The sequence below is a fragment of the Pseudomonas eutrophicaquae genome (assembly GCF_023544715.1).
Lineage (GTDB): Bacteria > Pseudomonadota > Gammaproteobacteria > Pseudomonadales > Pseudomonadaceae > Geopseudomonas.
In genome coordinates this window covers 40178-59189 of the sequence record NZ_JAMJEZ010000002.1, presented here as the reverse complement: position 1 = coordinate 59189, position 19012 = coordinate 40178, and the positions used below count along the sequence as shown (strand labels likewise).

Genomic DNA, 19012 nt, shown 5'->3' with positions numbered 1-19012 from the left:
TGCGTGCAGGCATCCGCTGGCCTGCTGGGGAATTGTTGCAGTTATCCAGATGCTGCAAAAAGCGGATAAACCCAGTGCAGTAATCGGATAAACCTCGTGCAGAAAGTGGATATTGCCGGCTCTCGCCGGCACTTAGTCTTCCACCGGATGATGTTGGAACAATAACAACGGAGGCCGCGGCCGTGACCCTGGGACTCGATTACCTCGAAAGCCTGCTCGAAGAAAACAAAGAGAAGGGCATCTACCGCTGCAAGCGGGAGATGTTCACCGACCCCCGCCTGTTCGAACTCGAGATGAAGCACATCTTCGAGGGCAACTGGCTGTATCTGGCCCATGAAAGCCAGATCCCCAACGTGAACGACTACTACACCACCTACATGGGGCGCCAGCCGATCTTCATCGCGCGCAACAAGGACGGTGTACTGAACGCATTCATCAACGCCTGCAGCCACCGTGGCGCCATGCTCTGCCGTTACAAGACCGGCAACAAGGCCAGCTACACCTGCCCGTTCCACGGCTGGACCTTCAACAACAGCGGCAAGCTGCTCAAGGTGAAGGATCCGAAGGATGCCGGCTACCCCGACAGCTTCAACTGCGAAGGCTCGCACGACCTGAAAAAGGTTGCGCGTTTCGAGTCCTATCGTGGCTTCCTGTTCGGCAGCCTCAACCCGGACGTTGCGCCGCTGGAAGAGTTCCTCGGCGAGTCGAAGAAGATCATCGACATGGTCTGCGACCAGTCGCCGGAAGGTCTGGAAGTGCTGCGTGGCTCCTCCACCTACTACTACGAAGGCAACTGGAAGCTGCAGGCCGAAAACGGTGCTGACGGCTACCACGTGACCGCCGTGCACTGGAACTACGCCGCGACCCAGCAGCAGCGCAAGGCGCGTGATGCTGGCGAAGAAATGAAGACCATGAGCGCCGGCGGCTGGGGCAAGAAGGGTGGTGGTTTCTACTCCTTCGAGAACGGCCACCTGCTGCTGTGGACTCGCTGGGACAACCCGGAAGACCGTCCGCTGTCCGCCGATCGTGACCGCCTGGTCGCCGAGTTCGGTGAAGCCCGCGCTGACTGGATGATCGGCCACTCGCGCAACCTGTGCCTGTACCCGAACCTGTACCTGATGGACCAGTTCGGCTCGCAGCTGCGTATCGCTCGCCCGATCTCCGTGGACAAGACCGAAGTCACCATCTACTGCATCGCCCCCAAAGGCGAGAGCGCCGAGGCCCGCGCCCGCCGCATCCGTCAGTACGAAGACTTCTTCAACGTCTCCGGCATGGCCACTCCGGACGATCTGGAAGAGTTCCGCGCCTGCCAGCAGGGCTTCAACGGCCGTGCCATGGAGTGGAACGACATGTCGCGCGGTGCCAAGCACTGGATCGAGGGCGCTGATCAGGCGGCCGACGAGATCGAGCTCAAGCCGCTGCTGAGCGGTGTACGCACCGAGGACGAAGGCCTGTTCGTGCTGCAGCACCAGTACTGGCAGCAGGAAATGATCAAGGCCATCAAGAAAGAGCAAGAGCAGCTGATCCACGTGGAGGGCGCGCAATGAGCATGAGTTACGAAGCAATCCGCGACTTCCTCTACCGTGAAGCGCGCTACCTGGACGACAAGCAGTTCGACGAGTGGCTGGAGCTGTACGCGCCGAGCGCCACCTTCTGGATGCCGTGCTGGGATGACAACGACGAGCTGGTCGAGAACCCGCAGACCGAAATCTCCCTGATCTGGTACGGCAACCGTGGGGGTCTGGAAGACCGCGTGTTCCGCATCAAGACCGAGCGTTCGAGTGCCTCCATCCCGGACACCCGCACCTCCCACAACATCAACAACATCGAGGTTGTTGAGCAGGGCGAAGGCTTTGTGAAGGTGCGCTTCAACTGGCACACCCTGAGCTTCCGCTACAAAGTGACCGACCACTTCTTCGGTACCAGCTTCTACACCATCGATACCCGCGGTGCGAACCCGCTGATTACCGAGAAGAAGGTCGTCCTGAAGAACGATTACGTCCGTCAGGTCATCGACATCTATCACCTCTGATAGGCGCGACGGGCCGGCCCGTCCGGCCCTGACGCGAGCCGGAAAAGTGCGCCTGTGGCGCACTTTTTTCCTGCGTGCATGCACGGCTCCCGTGCGCAAGAAAAACATCGAATCGAGGCGCAGCACATGTCGCACAAGATCGCACTGAACTTCGAAGACGGGGTAACCCGCTTCATCGATGCCAATCCCGGTGAGACAGTGGCCGACGCCGCCTATCGCCAGGGCGTCAACATTCCCCTCGACTGCCGTGACGGTGCCTGCGGTGCCTGCAAGTGCTTTGCCGAATCCGGCCGTTACGATATGGGTGACAACTTCATCGAGGACGCGCTGAGCGAGGACGAACTGGAGCAGGGCTACGTGCTGACCTGCCAGATGCGTGCCGAAAGCGACTGCGTGGTTCGCGTACCGGCCTCCTCGGATGTCTGCAAGATCCAGCAGGCCAGCTACAACGCCAGCGTGCGGGAAGTGAAGTCGCTGTCAGACAGCACCATCAGCCTGACCATCGAAGGCGATGGGCTCAAGGCGCTGTCCTTCCTGCCGGGCCAGTATGTCAACCTGCAGGTGCCGGGCACCGAGCAGCACCGCGCCTACTCCTTCAGCTCCCTGCAAAACGATGGCGCGGTCAGCTTCCTGATCCGTAACGTGCCGGGCGGCCTGATGAGCAGCTTCCTCACCGGCCAGGCCAAGCCGGGTGATGCAATGACCCTCAACGGCCCGCTGGGCAGCTTCTACCTGCGCGACATCAAGCGCCCGCTGCTGATGCTGGCCGGTGGTACCGGTCTTGCGCCGTTCCTCGCCATGCTGGAGAAGATCGCTGCCGAGGGCAGCGAGTACCCGATCCATCTGATCTACGGCGTCACCAACGACAGCGACCTGGTCGAGATGGACAAGCTGGAAGCCTTCGCCGCACAGATCCCCAACTTCACCTTCGCCGCCTGCGTGGCCAGCCCCGAGAGCAGTTACCCGCTCAAGGGCTACGTGACCCAGCACATCGAGCCTGGCCAGCTCAACGACGGCGATGTGGACATCTACCTGTGCGGCCCGCCGCCGATGGTCGAGGCGGTCAGCCAGGATCTGCGCCAGCGCGGCGTGGAGCCGGTCAGCTTCCACTACGAAAAATTCGCCGCCAGCGCCTGACCGGGCCGGGCGCGATGCCCCGCCCCGCCGTGTGCTGCCGGTAATAGGGCAGTCCCCCTGAGCCCGCCCTGCGGGCTCCTTTTTAATGGATTCATTGCCATGAACAAGCGTTTCCAAGACAAGGTCGCGGTGATCACCGGTGCTGCACAGGGCATCGGCCGCGGCGTTGCCCTGCGCATGGCCGCCGAGGGCGGTCGTCTGGTACTGGTCGATCGCTCCGAGCTGGTGCACGAGCTGAGCGATGAGCTGGCCGGTGTGGCCGAAGTGCTGACCCTGACCGCCGATCTTGAGCAGAACGCCGATTGCCAGCGGGTGATGGCGGCGGCTGTCGAGCGCTTCGGGCGTCTGGACATTCTGGTCAACAACGTCGGTGGCACCATCTGGGCCAAGCCGTTCGAGCACTACCGCGAGAACGAGATCGAGGCTGAGGTGCGCCGCTCGCTGTTCCCCACCCTGTGGTGCTGCCACGCGGCGCTGCCCTACATGCTCGAGCAGGGCAAGGGCGCGATCGTCAACGTCTCCTCGATTGCCACCCGTGGCGTCAACCGTGTGCCTTATGGCGCGGCCAAGGGCGGCGTCAATGCGCTGACCGCCTGCCTGGCGCTGGAAACCGCCGAGCGCGGCATCCGCGTCAACGCCACTGCCCCGGGCGGTACCGAAGCACCGCCGCGCCGCATCCCGCGCAACAGCGCCGAGCAGAGCGAGCAGGAGAAGGCCTGGTACCAGCAGATCGTCGACCAGACCATCGACAGCAGCCTGATGAAGCGCTACGGCACCATCGAGGAGCAGGTCGGTGCTATCTGCTTCCTGGCCTCCGATGAAGCTTCCTACATCACCGGCACCATCCTGCCGGTGGGTGGTGGTGACCTGGGCTGATCGCCCGGTTACCCCCTCGCCCGGGCGGCTGCCTGTGGCCGCCTGGGTACATAACAACAAATGAGCCTTGCCATGCAAAAGACAGACGTTCACGAAATTATCGATAACGCCCGGTTCGGCGGTTATCACTGGCTGATCACCGCGCTGTGCGCGCTGCTGCTGATCTTCGACGGCTATGACCTGTTCATCTACGGCGCGGTGCTGCCGACGCTGATGAAAGAATGGAACATGACCCCGCTCGAAGCCGGTGCGCTGGGCAGCTATGCACTGTTTGGCATGATGTTTGGTGCGCTGATCTTCGGCACACTGGCAGACAAGATCGGTCGCAAGAAGGGTATTGCCATCTGCTTCGTGCTGTTCAGCGTGGCGACGGTAATCAACGGCTTTGCCAGCTCGCCGACCGAGTTCGGCATTTTCCGCTTCCTCGCCGGCCTTGGCTGTGGCGGCCTGATGCCTAACGTGGTGGCGCTGATGAACGAGTACGCGCCCAAGCGTCTGCGCAGCACCCTGGTTGCGGTGATGTTCAGCGGTTATTCGATCGGCGGCATGTGCTCGGCCGGTCTTGGCATCTGGGTGCTGCCCAACTTCGGCTGGCAGCCGATGTTCTTTGCCGCCGCCATCCCGCTGCTGCTGCTGCCGGTGATCATGTTCTATCTGCCGGAGTCGGTCGGCTTCCTGGTGCGCCACGGCAAGCATGACGAAGCGCGCAAGATCCTCAACAAGCTCGATGACCAGCGCAACCTGCAGGCGGGCAGCGAGCTGGTGATGACGGAAAGCAAGGTCAAGGGTGGCTCGATCGTCGAGCTGTTCCGTGGCGGCCGCGCACTGGGCACCCTGTCGATCTGGGTGGCCTTCTTCTGCTGCCTGCTGATGGTTTACGCCCTGAGCTCCTGGCTGCCCAAGCTGATGGCCAACGCCGGCTACAGCCTCGGCTCGAGCCTGTCGTTCCTGATGGCGCTGAACTTCGGTGCGGTATTCGGGGCGATCGGCGGCGGCTGGCTGGGTGATCGGATGAACCTGCCGCGTGTACTGGCGGTGTTCTTCGCGCTGGCGGCCATCTCGATCAGCATGCTGGGCATCCAGGGTCTGTCGCAGCCGGTGCTCTACCTGCTGATCGGCATCGCCGGTGCCACCACCATCGGCACGCAGATTCTGCTCTACGCCTGCGCCGCACAGTTCTACAGCCTGTCGATCCGCTCCACCGGCCTTGGCTGGGCATCCGGCATCGGCCGTAACGGTGCGATCGTCGGTCCGCTGCTTGGCGGTGCGCTCCTTGGCATCAACCTGCCGCTGCACCTCAACTTCATGGCGTTTGCCATCCCGGGTGTACTGGCGGCGCTGGCCATGCTGGTGTTTGCCATCAGCCGTTCCCGTAGTGAGGTTGCTGCCTGAGGCGGCAACCCCACGACACGTCACTTTCGGATATTGATATGAGCCACTCCCTGATCGAGCGCATCGAGACGATCATCGTCGACCTGCCGACCATCCGCCCTCACAAGCTGGCCATGCACACCATGCAGAGCCAGACGCTGGTGATCATCCGTGTGCGCTGCGCCGATGGCATTGAAGGCATCGGTGAGTCCACCACCATCGGCGGCCTTGCCTACGGCAACGAAAGCCCGGAAAGCATCAAGCAGAACATCGACAGCCATCTGGCACCGCTCTTGATCGGCCAGGATGCGGCCAATATCAATGCGTGCATGCTGCGCCTGGACAAGGCGGCCAAGGGCAACACCTTCGCCAAGTCCGGCCTGGAAAGCGCCCTGCTGGACGCCCAGGGCAAGCGCCTGGGCCTGCCGGTCAGCGAGCTGCTCGGTGGTCGGGTGCGTGACAGCCTCGAGGTGGCCTGGACCCTGGCCTCCGGTGATACCGCCAAGGACATCGCCGAAGCCGAGCACATGCTGGAAATCCGTCGTCACCGCATCTTCAAGCTGAAGATTGGTGCCGGTGAGGTGGCTCGCGACCTGCGCCACGTGGTGGCGATCAAGAAGGCGCTGGGCGATCAGGCCAGCGTTCGGGTTGACGTCAATCAGGCCTGGGAAGAGTCGGTGGCGATCCGCGCCTGCCAGGTACTGGGCGAGAACGGCATCGACCTGATCGAGCAGCCGATCTCCCGCATCAACCGCGCCGGCCAGATCCGCCTCAACCAGCGCAGCCCGGCACCGATCATGGCCGATGAGTCGATCGAGAGCGTCGAGGACGCCTTCAGCCTGGCCGCCGATGGCGCCGCCAGCATCTTCGCCCTGAAGATCGCCAAGAACGGCGGCCCGCGTGCTGTGCTGCGCACCGCGCAGATCGCCGAGGCGGCCGGTATCGCCCTCTATGGCGGCACCATGCTCGAGGGCTCGGTCGGGACCCTGGCGTCGGCCCATGCCTTCGTCACGCTCAACCGCCTGACCTGGGGCACCGAACTGTTCGGCCCGCTGCTGCTCACTGAAGAAATCGTCACCGAAGCGCCGGTCTACCGTGACTTCCAGCTGGAAGTGCCGCGCACCCCGGGTATCGGTCTGACCCTCGATGAAGAGCGCCTGGCGCGCTTCGCCCGCAAGTAACTGCAAGGAGAACTGCCGATGCTGTTCCACGTGAAGATGACCGTGAATCTTCCGCTCGACATGGACCCGGCCAAGGCCGACAAGCTCAAGGCCGACGAAAAGGCCCTGGCTCAGGGCCTGATGCAGGAAGGCAAGTGGCGCCACCTGTGGCGCATCGCCGGCCAGTACGCCAATTTCAGTGTGTTCGATGTGGAGAGCGTTCAGGAGCTGCATGACACCCTGATGCGCCTGCCGCTGTTCCCGTACATGGATATCGAGGTGGCACCGATCTGCCGTCACCCGTCGTCCATTCATGCCGATGATCGGTAATGTCCGCTCAAAATAACAACTGAAGGAAGCCTCTCATGACTGTCAAAGTTTCCAACACCACCGCGATCCAGGACCTGTTCAAGGAGGCAGCCGGCCTCAACAACGATCAGGGCAGCGCGCGCGTCAAGCAGCTGATGTTCCGCATCATCAACGATGTGGCGAAGATCGTCGAAGACCTGGAAGTGACCCAGGACGAGTTCTGGTTCGCCGTCGATTACCTCAACCGCATGGGCGGCCGCAACGAAGCCGGCCTGCTGGTCGCAGGTCTGGGCCTTGAGCACTTCCTCGACGTGCTGCAGGACGCCAAGGACGCCGAAGCCGGCCTGACCGGTGGCACCCCGCGCACCATCGAAGGCCCGCTGTACGTGGCCGGCGCGCCGATCTGCGAAGGCGAAGCGCGCATGGACGATGGCACCGAGCTGGACAAGGCCACCGTGATGTTCCTCGAAGGTCAGGTGATCGATCTGGACGGCAAGCCGGTCGCCGGCGCCACCGTTGACCTGTGGCACGCCAACACCGACGGCAACTACTCCTACTTCGACAAGAGCCAGTCCGAGTACAACCTGCGTCGTCGTATCGTCACCGACGCCGAAGGTCGCTACCGCGCCCGCTCCATCGTGCCGAGCGGCTACGGCTGCCACCCGGAAGGCCCGACTCAGGAGTGCCTGAACCTGCTGGGTCGTCATGGCCAGCGTCCGGCGCACATCCACTTCTTCATCTCCGCGCCGGGTCACCGTCACCTGACCACCCAGATCAACCTGGCCGGTGAGAAGTACCTGTGGGATGACTTCGCCTACGCCACCCGCGATGGCCTGGTCGGTGACATCAAGTTCATCGAAGACGCCGCCGCTGCCAAGGCCCGTGGTCTGGACGCCAGCCGCTTCGCGGAGCTGGAGTTCAACTTCCAGCTGCAGAAGGCCCCGAGCAACGAAGCCGAGCAGCGCAGCCACCGTCCGCGCGCGCTGCAGGTGCAAGGCGCCTGATCCGGCTGAGCAGCGGATGCTGATCCGCTGAATGGCTGTCGCACAACGCCCCGTCACGTCCTGTGACGGGGCGTTGTCGTTTCTGGCCGAGACCTACAGGGCGCTAATCTGTTCGATAATCGCCCTTTGTGCCGGCGGCATGTAGCCCGCTGGCGGCCGTCCGGGCGCGCTGGGCAGCTTGTGGCACGGCGCCGTTCGTCGCCTGAATAAAAGCCTCTGGCACGCGGCTTTGCTGCGAGATCATCAGGGCAGGGGAGTGGCTAGTACAGGCGTATTAAAGATGTATCCGCAAATTGCGCTTTATGGGTATTACTGTTCGATTATCGCCCATAACCGCCCTTTGCCGGATTGATGCTACGGTGACCTTGTTCCACGATGACCCGGCTTGTCGCTTTTGATCCGTTCCGGAGAGAACAATGAACAACAACAATAAGATCCTGCAAAACCGCACCAAACTGTTTTCGATGTCCGCGCTGGCTATGGCCCTGAGCGCGGGCCTCATGACTTCCGCCCAGGCGGCTGACCCGGTCAAGGTCGGTCTGTTGCTGCCCTACACCGGCACCTTCGCGGCGCTCGGTGAGGCCACCACCAACGGTCTGAAGATGGCCATCGAGCAGCAGGGTGGCACCCTGGGCGGGCGTCCGGTCGAGTATGTGGTGGTCGACAGCGAGGCCAACCCCGGCAAGGCCGTGCAGAACATGCAGAAGCTGGTCTCCGGCTCCAAGGTCGATGTGGTGGTCGGTCCGGTCCACTCCGGCGTCGGTATGGCTGCGGTCAAGGTCGCCCGCGAGACGGGTGTGCCGCTGATCATCCCCAACGCCGGCTTCAACGCCGCCACCGGCCCGCTGTGCGCGCCGAACATCTTCCGCACCTCCTTCACCTCCTGGCAGACCGCCTACCCGATGGGGAAAGTGGCGGCCGAGAAGGGCTACAAGAACATCGTCACCGTCTCCTGGCGCTACGGCTTTGGCACCGAGTCGGTGGATGGCTTCAAGGAAGGCTTCGAGCAGGCCGGCGGCAAGGTCACCAAGGAAATCTACCTGCCCTTCCCGGAAGTGGAGTTCCAGTCGCAGCTGACCGAGATCGCCTCCCTCAAGCCGGATGCGGTGTTCGTCTTCTTCGCTGGTGGTGGTGCGGCCAAGTTCGTTCAGGACTACGCCGCCGCCGGTCTCAAGGACAAGATCCCGCTGCTGGGTTCAGGCTTCCTCACCGAAGGCACCCTGCAGGCCCAGGGCGCCGCCGCCGAAGGTCTGCTGACCACCCTGCACTACGCCGACTCGCTGGACACGCCGGTCAACAACACCTTCCGCGCGGACTACCAGAAGCAGTTTGGCAAGGCCGCTGACATCTATGCGGTACAGGGCTACGACACCGGCCTGCTGCTGGCGCAATCCCTGCAGCAGGTTGCCGGCAACACCCAGGACCGCAAGGCCTGGCTGCAGGCGATGGAAGGGGCGCGCATCGACAGCCCCCGCGGCACCTGGACCTTCTCCAAGGCCCACAACCCCGTGCAGAACGTCTACCTGCGCGAGGTGCGCAACGGCGACAACGTGGTGGTCAACATCGCCAGCGAAAACCTGAGCGATCCGGCGCCCGGCTGCAAGCTGTAACGCCGCCCACGCTGCCTGAAGCGGGCCGCAAGGCCCCGTAGCACCTAGTGTCCTCCAGCCGTCGCCCCTGTCGGGCGCGGCGGGCTGGCGGCCGCCTTTCTGTCTTCGTTGTGTGGATAACTCCCATGGACCTTTCCAGCATTCTCATCCAGACCATGAACGGTCTGCAGTACGGGCTGCTGCTGTTCCTGATCGCCAGCGGCCTTACGCTGATCTTCGGCATCATGCACATCATCAACCTGGCGCATGGCGCGTTGTACATGGTGGGCGCCTACCTGGCCTACTGGCTGAGTGGCATGGTCGGCAACCTGTTCCTGGCCATCGCGCTGGCCATTCCGCTGGCCGTTGGCATCGGCATTCTCATCGAGCGCTTCCTGATGCAGGCGCTGTACAAGCGCGATCACCTCGACCAGGTACTGATGACCTTCGGCCTGATCCTGGTGTTCGACGCCCTGCAGAGCATCATCTGGGGCAATGACGTGCACAGCGTGGCGATTCCGGCGCTGCTGTCCGGCTCGATCGCCCTGACCGAGACGCTCGACTACCCGGTGTACCGACTGTTCGTCTCCGCTGTCTGCGGGGTGATCGCCCTGGTGATGTACCTGGTCCTGCAGCGCACGCGCCTTGGCATGATCATCCGCGGTGGCGCCAGCAACCGTGACATGGTGCAGGGCCTTGGCATCAACATCCGCCGCATCTACACCCTGGTGTTTGCCGCTGGCGCCGCACTGACCGCCTTTGCCGGCATGATCGCCGCGCCGATCTCCTCGGTATACCCGGGGATGGGCAACCAGGTGCTGATCATTGCCTTTGTGGTGGTGGTCATCGGGGGCCTCGGCTCGATCCGTGGTGCCTTCCTTGGTGCCCTGCTGGTCGGTCTGACTGCCACCTGGGGTGCGGTGCTGGTCCCTGACTTCGCCGGGATGGTGGTGTACGTCCTCATGGCAGCGGTGCTGCTGTTCAAGCCACGCGGCCTGTTCGCCTGATTACCTGCGGAGAATCCTCTCATGCGCATCCTGCCTGCTCCGATCCGCAACCTGCTGATCGTGCTGACCGTGCTGATCGCCCTGTTCCCGCTGTTTGGCGAGGCGCTGGTCGGCGACAAGTTTGATTTCTACCTGCAAAAACTCACCACCATCATGATCCTGTCCATCGTCGCCCTGAGCCTTGACCTGCTGGTCGGGATCACCGGGATGGTCAGCATCGCCCAGGCGGCCTTCTTCGGTCTGGCCGGCTACACCCTGGTGCTGGTGGCGCCCGAGTACGAAGCTGTCAGCATCTGGGTGGCCCTGCCGATCTGCCTTGGGGTCAGTGCCCTGGCGGCCCTGCTGATGGGGCTGCTGATCATCCGCACCTCGGGCATCTTCTTCATCATGGCGACTATCGCCTTCTCGCAGATGCTCTACTTCTTCTTCCATGACTCCTCGTTTACCGGTGGCTCCGACGGCGCCTACCTGTTCATGAAGCCGGATGTCAGCATCGCCGGGGTGCAACTGCTCGATCTGGAAAACCGCACCACGCTGTTCTATGTCGTGCTGGTCTCGCTGATCGCGGTATTCGCCCTGCTGCGCACCTTCCTGCGCGCACCCTTCGGCCAGCTGCTGCTGGGCATCAAGGAGAACGAGTCCCGCGTGCGCGCCATGGGCTACAACCCGCTGTACTACAAGCTGGTGGCCTTCGTGATTGCCGGCACGCTGGCCGGTTACGCCGGCATGCTGTCGGCGACCCAGTACGGCTTCGTCAGCCCCGACCAGGTAGGCTGGGAGCTGTCGGCCCATGTGCTGGTGATGGTGATCCTCGGCGGCATGGGCACGCTGTTTGGGGCGATCCTCGGCGCCTTTGCCTTCGAGGGCCTGCATGCCGGCTTCGCCGCCATCACCCCGCACTGGGAGCTGCTGATGGGCCTGGTGGTGATCGGCATGGTGCTGGTGCTGCCGCGCGGTATCGCCGGGCTGCTGCTCAAGCTCACCGAACGGCTGTCGGCAAAAAACGTCAATAACAAGAGCGCTGCCCCCCTGGCAGGCGCCGTACAGAAAGAGGCTGGCCAACCATGAGCGAGATCATTCTGGAAACCCGCGGTCTGACCAAGACCTTCGGTGGTCTGACGGCCGTCAATGCCGTGTCCCTGCAAGTCGGTCAGCGTGAAGTGCACGCGATCATCGGCCCCAACGGTGCCGGCAAGAGCACCATGGTCAACCTGTTGTCCGGGCACCTGCCGCCCTGCGAGGGGCAGATCATCTTCAAGGGCCGCGACATCACCGGCACCCCGCCGCAGCGCATCTCGCACCTGGGGATGGGGCGCAGCTTCCAGCGCACCAACATCTTCCCAAGCTTCACCTGCATGGAAAACTGCTGGCTGGCCGCCCAGTCGCGACTGAAAAACTCGTTCCGCTTCTTCCGGCGCAGCGAGCGCTACAGCCAGGTGCGCGAACTGGCTGAAATGGGCCTTGAGCTGTGCGGCCTGAGCGCCAAGCGCGACGTGATCGCCGGGACCATGAGCTATGGCGAGCAGCGTCAGCTGGAGATCGGCATGGTGCTGGCCACCGAACCGAGCTTCCTGCTGCTCGATGAGCCGATGGCCGGCATGGGCAAGGAGGAGTCGAGCCGCGTCGTGGAGCTGCTGGCCACCCTGTCCCGCGACTATTCGCTGGTGCTGGTCGAGCACGACATGGATGCGGTGTTCAGCATCGCCCACAAGCTCACCGTGATGGTCAACGGCCAGATGCTGGCCAGTGGCCCGCTTGATCAGGTGCGCAACGATCCGCTGGTCCAGGAAGCCTATCTGGGCGATGGCGAGGAGGAGTTCTGATGAGCGCAGCACTGGCACAGGCACCGCAGTCCGCCACCCCGATCATCGAGGCGGTCGGTCTGCACACCTACTACGGCAACAGCCACATCCTGCACGGGGTCGATCTGCGTATCGCCCCCGGCGAGACCCTGGCGCTGCTCGGGCGCAACGGCATGGGCAAGAGCACCACCATCCGCTCGATGCTGGGTTTTGTCACCCCGCGCCGCGGCGATGTGTATGTCTGTGGCGAGCGGGTCAACGGCCAGCCGCCCTACCAGACCATCCGCCGCGGCATCGGCTACGTCCCGGAAGGGCGGGGCATGTTCCCCAACCTGACCGTGCGCGAGAGTCTGGTCATGGCGGCCCGCCCCGGCCTCAACGGTCGCAAGGACTGGGATCTTGACCGGGTGCTGGCCACCTTCCCGCGTCTGGCCGAGCGCTTTGCTCACCTGACCGGCAACCTGTCCGGCGGCGAGCAGCAGATGGTCGCCATCGGTCGGGCGCTGATGACCAACCCGGAGCTGATCATCCTCGATGAGGCCACCGAAGGGCTGGCGCCGCTGATCCGCAAGGAAATCTGGGGGGTGATCCGCACCATCAAGGACACCGGCATCGCCACCCTGGTGGTGGACAAGAACGTCAGCGTGCTGCTCGATCTGACGGATCGCAGCATGATCATGGTCAAGGGACATGTGGTCTACGATGGCCCGAGCAGCGAGCTCAAGCAGCAGCCGCAGCTGCTGCAGGAGCATATCGGTCTGTAAGTGTGCGAAGACCGCCCACCAGGCGGTCTTCGACCCTTGGTCCGCCGGATGGCCAAGGTATTCTGTCCCGCCCACCGTGCGCCGGGGCGCTGTTCCGGCCGCTGGCGCACGACGACAGTCTGCTGGAGTCTGCCGATGATCGCTCTTCCCTCTCTTCTGGCTACCGTACTGATCGTGGCGGTGACTGGCCTGCAAGCCCTGCAGCTGGCCAGCCCACTCGCTTGGCTGGGCACGCTGGCCTCCCTGCTGGCGGCACTCTGGCTGCTGCGCTGTGCGCACCGTTCTACCGAGCCGGCCCTGGCCCAGATGGAAACCCCCTCTATTGATCTGCCGGCGGCGCATGAGCCGGCGGAAGCCGCCCATCACCAGCAGGCCACCAGCGACTTCGATCCACAGACCCTGCAACCGAGCCTGCAGGCGCTGGAGGCGGCCATCGGCCAGGTACAGAACGACATGGACTACGCCAGCCAGCTGGCCGCAGGCTTTGGTGAGCGGGTGGTGCAGAGCCTGCGCTCGATCGAGGAGGTGAGCAGCCGTGTCGGTGGCCTGTCCGGGCATATGGACAGCCTGCATGACGTATTCGACGCGCTGCGTGGCCAGTCGCAGAGCATTGCCGCGATCGTCTCCAGCATCCAGGAGATTGCCATGCAGACCAACCTGCTGGCCCTCAACGCGGCCATCGAGGCGGCGCGGGCCGGCGAGTATGGCCGGGGCTTTGCCGTGGTGGCCGGCGAGGTGCGCAGCCTCGCCCAGCGCGCCAACGAATCCAGCGTGCAGATCATGCAGATCGCCAGCAGTCTGGAAGGCGCCGCCGAAAGCGCCCGCGCCGGGATCGGCGAGCTGGGCGGCAGCGCCACCCAGGCCCTGCAACAAGCGCAGTTAGCACTGACGGCGATGGGCGAAATCCGCGAAGGCGCCCAGGCGCGCGTGGCCATCGTCAACCGGGTGATCCAGGGCATAGAGCAACAGAGCCGGATCAGCCGCGAGCTGGGGGCTCAGGTGGCCAGTCCTTTGCAGGGCTGATCGGGCGCGCCGCTACGCCGCGCGGATGACAACACCGCGAACAGTCAGCGGTTTTTGTTCGATTATCGAACCTATAATCGGTTATCGGATTGCCGCGCTGCGCGTAGCATCCTACTGTTGCGCGTGTCAGAGACACTCACCGGCGTCATGGCGCCGGTTTTCCCCACCGAGCAAGAGCACTAGCGATGGCCGAAATCCTCACCCTGCGCGAAGCGGTGCAACGCTTCGTCAACGACGGCAATACCGTCGCCCTCGAAGGCTTCACCCACCTGATCCCGACTGCTGCCGGTCACGAAATCATCCGTCAGGGCAAGAAAGAGCTGACCCTGGTGCGCATGACCCCCGACCTGATCTACGACCAGCTGATCGGCTCGGGCTGCGCCAAGAAGCTGATCTTCTCCTGGGGTGGCAACCCCGGTGTCGGCTCCCTGCACCGCCTGCGTGATTCTGTCGAGAAGCAGTGGCCGCACGCCCTGGAAATCGAAGAGCACAGCCACGCCGACCTGGCCAACGCCTACGTCGCCGGTGCTTCCGGCCTGCCGTTCGCCGTGCTGCGCGCCTACGCTGGCTCCGACCTGCCCAAGGTCAACCCGCTGATCAAGTCGGTCACCTGCCCGTTCACCGGTGAGCAGCTGGCCGCCGTACCGAGCGTGCGCCCGGATGTCACCGTGATCCATGCCCAGAAGGCCGATCGCAAGGGCAACGTGCTGGTGCAGGGCATCCTCGGGGTGCAGAAGGAAGCCGTGCTGGCCGCCAAGCGCGCCATCGTCACCGTCGAGGAAATCGTCGACGACCTCAACGCGCCGATGAACGCCTGCGTGCTGCCCACCTGGGCACTGTCGGCGGTCTGCCTGGTGCCGGGTGGTGCCCATCCATCCTACGCCCACGGCTACTACGAGCGCGATAACCGCTTCTACCAGGCCTGGGATCCGATCGCCCGCAACCGTGACACTTTCACTGCGTGGATCGACACCTACATTCGCGGCACCGCCGATTTCTCCGAGTATCAGGCCAAGCTGGCCGCTCAGCAGGAGGCCAAGTGATGAGCTACACCACCAACGAAATGATGACCGTGGCCGCGGCCCGTCGCCTGAAGAACGGCGCGGTGTGCTTCGTCGGTATCGGCCTGCCGTCCAAGGCCGCCAACCTGGCGCGCCTGACCTCGTCCCCGGACGTGGTGCTGATTTACGAATCCGGCCCGATCGGCGCCAAGCCGACCGTGCTGCCGCTGTCCATCGGTGACGGCGAGCTGGCCGAAACCGCCGACACCGTGGTGCCCACCGGCGAAATCTTCCGCTACTGGCTGCAGGGCGGGCGCATCGACGTCGGCTTCCTGGGCGCTGCGCAGGTCGACAAGTTCGGCAACATCAACACCACCGTGGTCGGCGACTACTTCTCGCCGAAAGTGCGCCTGCCCGGCGCCGGTGGCGCGCCGGAAATCGCCGGTAGCGCCAAAGAGGTGCTGATCATCCTCAAGCAGGGTCATCGCAGCTTTGTCGATAAGCTCGACTTCATCACCTCGGTCGGTCATGGCGAGGGCGGCGATCACCGTCAGCGTCTGGGCCTGCCGGGCAAGGGCCCGGTGGCGATCATCACTGACCTTTGCATCATGGAGCCGGAAGCGGGCAGCAACGAGTTCATCGTTACCGCCATCCACCCGGGCGTGACCCGCGAGCAGATCATCGAGAACACCGGCTGGGCGATCCGCTTTGCCGATGAGGTGAGCATCGTGCCGGAGCCGACCCAGGTCGAGCTGGAGGCCCTGCGTGCCCTGGAAGCGCGTACCGCCGCGGCCCACGGTCAGGTCGGGGGTGATGCATGAGCCGCGACGTCTTCATTTGCGACGCGATCCGCACACCGATCGGCCGCTTTGGCGGCGCACTGGCCGCTGTGCGGGCCGACGATCTGGCGGCGATTCCCCTCAAGGCGCTGCTGGAGCGCAACCCGCAGCTCGATCCTGCGGCGATCGATGAGGTGTTCCTGGGCTGTGCCAACCAGGCCGGTGAGGACAACCGCAACGTGGCGCGCATGGCGCTGCTGCTGGCCGGCATCCCCGACAGCGTGCCGGGTGTGACCGTCAACCGCCTGTGTGCCTCGGGCCTGGAAGCAGTGGGTAACGCCTTCCGCGCCATTGCGCTGGGTGAGATGGAGCTGGCGATTGCCGGTGGCGTCGAGCAGATGAGCCGCGCGCCCTACGTGATGGGCAAGGCGGAAAGCGCCTTTGGCCGCAGCCAGAAGATCGAAGACACCACCATGGGCTGGCGCTTCATCAACCCGGCGTTCAAGGCGCAGTTCGGCGTCGAGGCCATGCCGCAGACGGCGGACAACGTCGCTCAGGAATACGGCATCTCCCGTGAAGATCAGGACGCCTTCGCCCTGCGCAGCCAGCAGCGCGCCGGCCGTGCCCAGACCTCTGGCTACTTCGCCGAGGAAATCACCCCGGTGGTGATCAAGGGCCGCAAGGGTGACACCGTGATCGAGCAGGACGAGCACCCGCGTCCGGACACCACCCCGGAAGCGCTGGCCAAGCTCAAGCCGGTCAACGGCGAGGGCAACAGCGTCACCGCCGGCAATGCCTCGGGCATCAACGACGGTGCCGCGGCGATGATCCTCGCCAGCGCCGAGGCGGTCGCCAAGTACGGCCTGACCCCGCGCGCCAAGGTGATCGGCATGGCCTCGGCCGGTGTCGCGCCGCGGGTGATGGGCATCGGCCCGGTGCCGGCGGTGCGCAAGCTCTGCGCGCGCCTGAAGCTGTCGGTGGCGGACTTTGATGTCATCGAGCTCAACGAAGCCTTCGCCGCCCAGGGTCTGGCCTGCATGCGCGAGCTGGGCATCGCCGACGACGACGCCCGGGTCAACCCCAACGGCGGCGCCATCGCCCTCGGCCACCCGCTGGGCATGAGCGGCACCCGTCTGGTCCTGACCGCGCTGCATCAGCTGGAGAAATCCGGCGGCAAGCGTGGCCTGGCGACCATGTGCGTGGGCGTCGGTCAGGGTCTGGCGCTGGCCTTCGAGCGCGTGTAAGTGACCGGCAGGTGTCTGCCTGCCTGGTAAGCGATGCAGCGGCTGCCCCTGGCGGTCGCTGCATTCGCGTTGCTGTTTCCCGTTGATTCTCCAAGGAGTGCTGCATGCCGACCGTACAACTCGCCGATGGCGCCCTGAACTATCAGCTCGATGGCCCGGTCGATGCCCCGGTGCTGGTGCTGTCCAACTCGCTGGGCACTGACCTGCATATGTGGGACGCGCAGATCCCGGCCTTCACCCAGCATTTTCGCGTGCTGCGCTTTGACACCCGCGGCCATGGCGCCTCGCTGGCCACCGAGGGCTTCTACAGCATCGAGCAGCTTGGCCGTGACGTGCTGGCCCTGCTCGATGCGCTGAACATCGACAAGGCGGCGTTCTGCGGTCTGTCGATGGGCGGCCTGATCGGCCAGTGGCTGGGCATTCATGCCGGTGAGCGTCTGACCCGTCTGGTGCTGTGCAACACCGCGGCGAAGATCGCCAACGATCAGGTGTGGAACACCCGCATCGAGACCGTACTGGCCGGTGGCCAGCAGGCGATGCGTGACCTGCGCGATGCCTCGATCGCCCGCTGGTTCACCGCCGAGTTCGCCGCGGCGCACCCGGAGCAGGCCGAGCCGATCGTCGGCATGCTGGCCTCCACCTCGCCGCAGGGCTATGCCGCCAACTGCGCGGCGGTGCGCGATGCCGACTACCGCGAGCAGATCGGAGCCATCCGCGTGCCGACCCTGATCGTCTGCGGCAGCGCCGATGCGGTGACCACCCCGGACGATGGCCGCTTCATGCAGGCGCGCATCCAGGGCGCGGAGCTGGTCGAGTTCCATGCCGCGCACCTCTCCAACGTCGAAGCCGGTGCTGATTTCAGCAATGCCGTGCTGGCGTTTCTGACCCGCTGAGGTCAGACGGGGGCGGATGTGCCATGCTGGGCACACCGCCCCGACATCCCGACGTCCGGGCCTCCTGCCTGACGGAACCCCTGTACCATGACTGCCAACCCCCTCAAGGGCATCCTGCTCACCTGTCTGGTGGCGCTGATCTTCGCCTCGATGGACAGCCTGGCCAAGTTCCTGGCGCTGGCCCATGGCGTGGTGCTGGTCACCTGGGTGCGTTACTTCGCCCAGACCGCGCTGCTCGGTGCCTGGCTGCTGCCCCGTCAGGGGCTGGGCCTGCTGCGGGTCAACTGCCCGGGGCTGCAGGTACTGCGCGGCCTGAGCCAGCTGGGCATCAGCCTGTTCTTCTTCTCGGCGCTGCGCTTTTTGCCCCTGGGCGAGGCGACGGCGGTGCAGTTTCTCGCCCCGCTGCTGGTCACCCTGCTGGCCATGCCGATCCTTGGCGAGCGGGCCCGGCCGATCCAGTGGCTGGCGGTGGCCATCGGCTTTGTCGGTGTGCTGATCATCGTGCGGCCCGGCGGCGGGCTGCTGACGCCGGCCATGCTGCTGCCGCTGGGTTCGGCGACCTGTTATGCCCTGTACCAGCTGCTGACCCGGCGCATCGGCAACCGCGATTCGGCGCTGACCAGCAACCTGATTTCCGGGCTGATTGGCCTTGGCGGGATGAGCCTGTTGCTGCCATGGTTCTGGGCGGGCTGGCCGGCGCTGCCCGCGCTGCTGGCCATGCTGGCGCTCGGCGGCATCGGCGTGTTCGGCCATCTGCTGATGACCCGCGCCTTCCACTACAGCTCGCCGGTGGTGCTGGCGCCGTTCAGCTACCTGCAGATTCTGTTTGCCGCGCTGCTCGGGCTGCTGGTCTTTGCGCATCGCCCGGACGGCGGCGCGCTGCTGGGCATGGCGGTGATCATCTGTGCCGGGCTGCTCAGCGTCTGGGTGCAGGCGCGGGCCGTGCGGCGCTGAGGCGCGCGGCCCCGAGCACCGCGCAGGCTGCAGGCGTTGGGCAGGGCCGCTACCATGGGCGCCTCGT

Annotated in this window: 19 protein-coding genes; all 19 read left to right on the top strand. The window is 64.7% G+C overall.

Annotation, left to right across the window (positions count from 1 at the left end):
• Positions 1–182: 182 nt before the first annotated feature.
• The 19 genes from benA to MXC11_RS01155 all read left to right on the top strand — a co-directional run bounded on the left by benA (position 183) and on the right by MXC11_RS01155 (position 18945).
• Positions 183–1547: a benzoate 1,2-dioxygenase large subunit gene (gene benA, locus MXC11_RS01245; protein WP_250004111.1), complete on the top strand. Its 1365-nt coding sequence runs from the start codon at positions 183–185 to the stop codon at positions 1545–1547.
• Complete coding sequence (gene benB / locus MXC11_RS01240; RefSeq protein ID WP_250004109.1) at positions 1544–2032, top strand: benzoate 1,2-dioxygenase small subunit; 489 nt, start codon at positions 1544–1546, stop codon at positions 2030–2032. The genes benA and benB overlap by 4 nt, the downstream gene beginning before the upstream one ends.
• 126 nt (positions 2033–2158) lie before the next feature.
• On the top strand, positions 2159–3169 hold the full coding sequence (gene benC, locus MXC11_RS01235) for a benzoate 1,2-dioxygenase electron transfer component BenC (RefSeq protein ID WP_250004107.1): 1011 nt from the start codon (positions 2159–2161) through the stop codon (positions 3167–3169).
• Between the two features lie 99 nt (positions 3170–3268).
• Entirely contained in the window at positions 3269–4045 is a 777-nt protein-coding gene (locus tag MXC11_RS01230) for a 1,6-dihydroxycyclohexa-2,4-diene-1-carboxylate dehydrogenase (protein WP_250004105.1), read from the top strand.
• A gap of 72 nt (positions 4046–4117) precedes the next feature.
• Positions 4118–5437, top strand: coding sequence for an MFS transporter (locus MXC11_RS01225; protein WP_250004103.1), 1320 nt, complete (start codon positions 4118–4120; stop codon positions 5435–5437).
• A 38-nt stretch (positions 5438–5475) separates the two neighbouring features.
• Complete coding sequence (locus MXC11_RS01220; RefSeq protein WP_250004101.1) at positions 5476–6597, top strand: muconate cycloisomerase family protein; 1122 nt, start codon at positions 5476–5478, stop codon at positions 6595–6597.
• An 18-nt stretch (positions 6598–6615) separates the two neighbouring features.
• The gene (gene catC / locus MXC11_RS01215; protein ID WP_250004099.1) at positions 6616–6906 is read left to right on the top strand and encodes a muconolactone Delta-isomerase; all 291 of its coding nucleotides are present in this window, start codon (positions 6616–6618) and stop codon (positions 6904–6906) included.
• A 35-nt stretch (positions 6907–6941) separates the two neighbouring features.
• Complete coding sequence (gene catA, locus MXC11_RS01210; RefSeq protein ID WP_250004097.1) at positions 6942–7889, top strand: catechol 1,2-dioxygenase; 948 nt, start codon at positions 6942–6944, stop codon at positions 7887–7889.
• A gap of 416 nt (positions 7890–8305) precedes the next feature.
• Positions 8306–9499: an ABC transporter substrate-binding protein gene (locus MXC11_RS01205; protein ID WP_250004095.1), complete on the top strand. Its 1194-nt coding sequence runs from the start codon at positions 8306–8308 to the stop codon at positions 9497–9499.
• A 125-nt stretch (positions 9500–9624) separates the two neighbouring features.
• Positions 9625–10485: a branched-chain amino acid ABC transporter permease gene (locus tag MXC11_RS01200; RefSeq protein WP_250004093.1), complete on the top strand. Its 861-nt coding sequence runs from the start codon at positions 9625–9627 to the stop codon at positions 10483–10485.
• A gap of 21 nt (positions 10486–10506) precedes the next feature.
• Positions 10507–11553: a branched-chain amino acid ABC transporter permease gene (locus MXC11_RS01195; protein WP_250004091.1), complete on the top strand. Its 1047-nt coding sequence runs from the start codon at positions 10507–10509 to the stop codon at positions 11551–11553.
• Positions 11550–12308, top strand: a complete 759-nt coding sequence (locus tag MXC11_RS01190) for an ABC transporter ATP-binding protein (protein ID WP_250004089.1) — start codon at positions 11550–11552, stop codon at positions 12306–12308. The genes MXC11_RS01195 and MXC11_RS01190 overlap by 4 nt, the downstream gene beginning before the upstream one ends.
• Positions 12308–13051: an ABC transporter ATP-binding protein gene (locus tag MXC11_RS01185; RefSeq protein WP_250004087.1), complete on the top strand. Its 744-nt coding sequence runs from the start codon at positions 12308–12310 to the stop codon at positions 13049–13051. Before MXC11_RS01190 ends, MXC11_RS01185 begins: the two co-directional genes overlap by 1 nt.
• A 48-nt stretch (positions 13052–13099) precedes the next feature.
• Positions 13100–14074, top strand: coding sequence for a methyl-accepting chemotaxis protein (locus MXC11_RS12130; protein WP_462938086.1), 975 nt, complete (start codon positions 13100–13102; stop codon positions 14072–14074).
• A gap of 185 nt (positions 14075–14259) precedes the next feature.
• On the top strand, positions 14260–15117 hold the full coding sequence (locus MXC11_RS01175; RefSeq protein WP_250004085.1) for a CoA transferase subunit A: 858 nt from the start codon (positions 14260–14262) through the stop codon (positions 15115–15117).
• Entirely contained in the window at positions 15114–15896 is a 783-nt protein-coding gene (locus MXC11_RS01170) for a CoA-transferase subunit beta (RefSeq protein ID WP_250004083.1), read from the top strand. Before MXC11_RS01175 ends, MXC11_RS01170 begins: the two co-directional genes overlap by 4 nt.
• A complete protein-coding gene (gene pcaF, locus MXC11_RS01165; protein WP_250004081.1) occupies positions 15893–17098 on the top strand; it encodes a 3-oxoadipyl-CoA thiolase in 1206 nt (401 codons plus the stop codon). The genes MXC11_RS01170 and pcaF overlap by 4 nt, the downstream gene beginning before the upstream one ends.
• A 104-nt stretch (positions 17099–17202) precedes the next feature.
• On the top strand, positions 17203–17991 hold the full coding sequence (gene pcaD / locus MXC11_RS01160; protein ID WP_250004079.1) for a 3-oxoadipate enol-lactonase: 789 nt from the start codon (positions 17203–17205) through the stop codon (positions 17989–17991).
• Positions 17992–18078: 87 nt separating this feature from the next.
• Entirely contained in the window at positions 18079–18945 is an 867-nt protein-coding gene (locus MXC11_RS01155; protein ID WP_250004077.1) for a DMT family transporter, read from the top strand.
• The last annotated feature ends 67 nt before the right edge of the window (positions 18946–19012 follow it).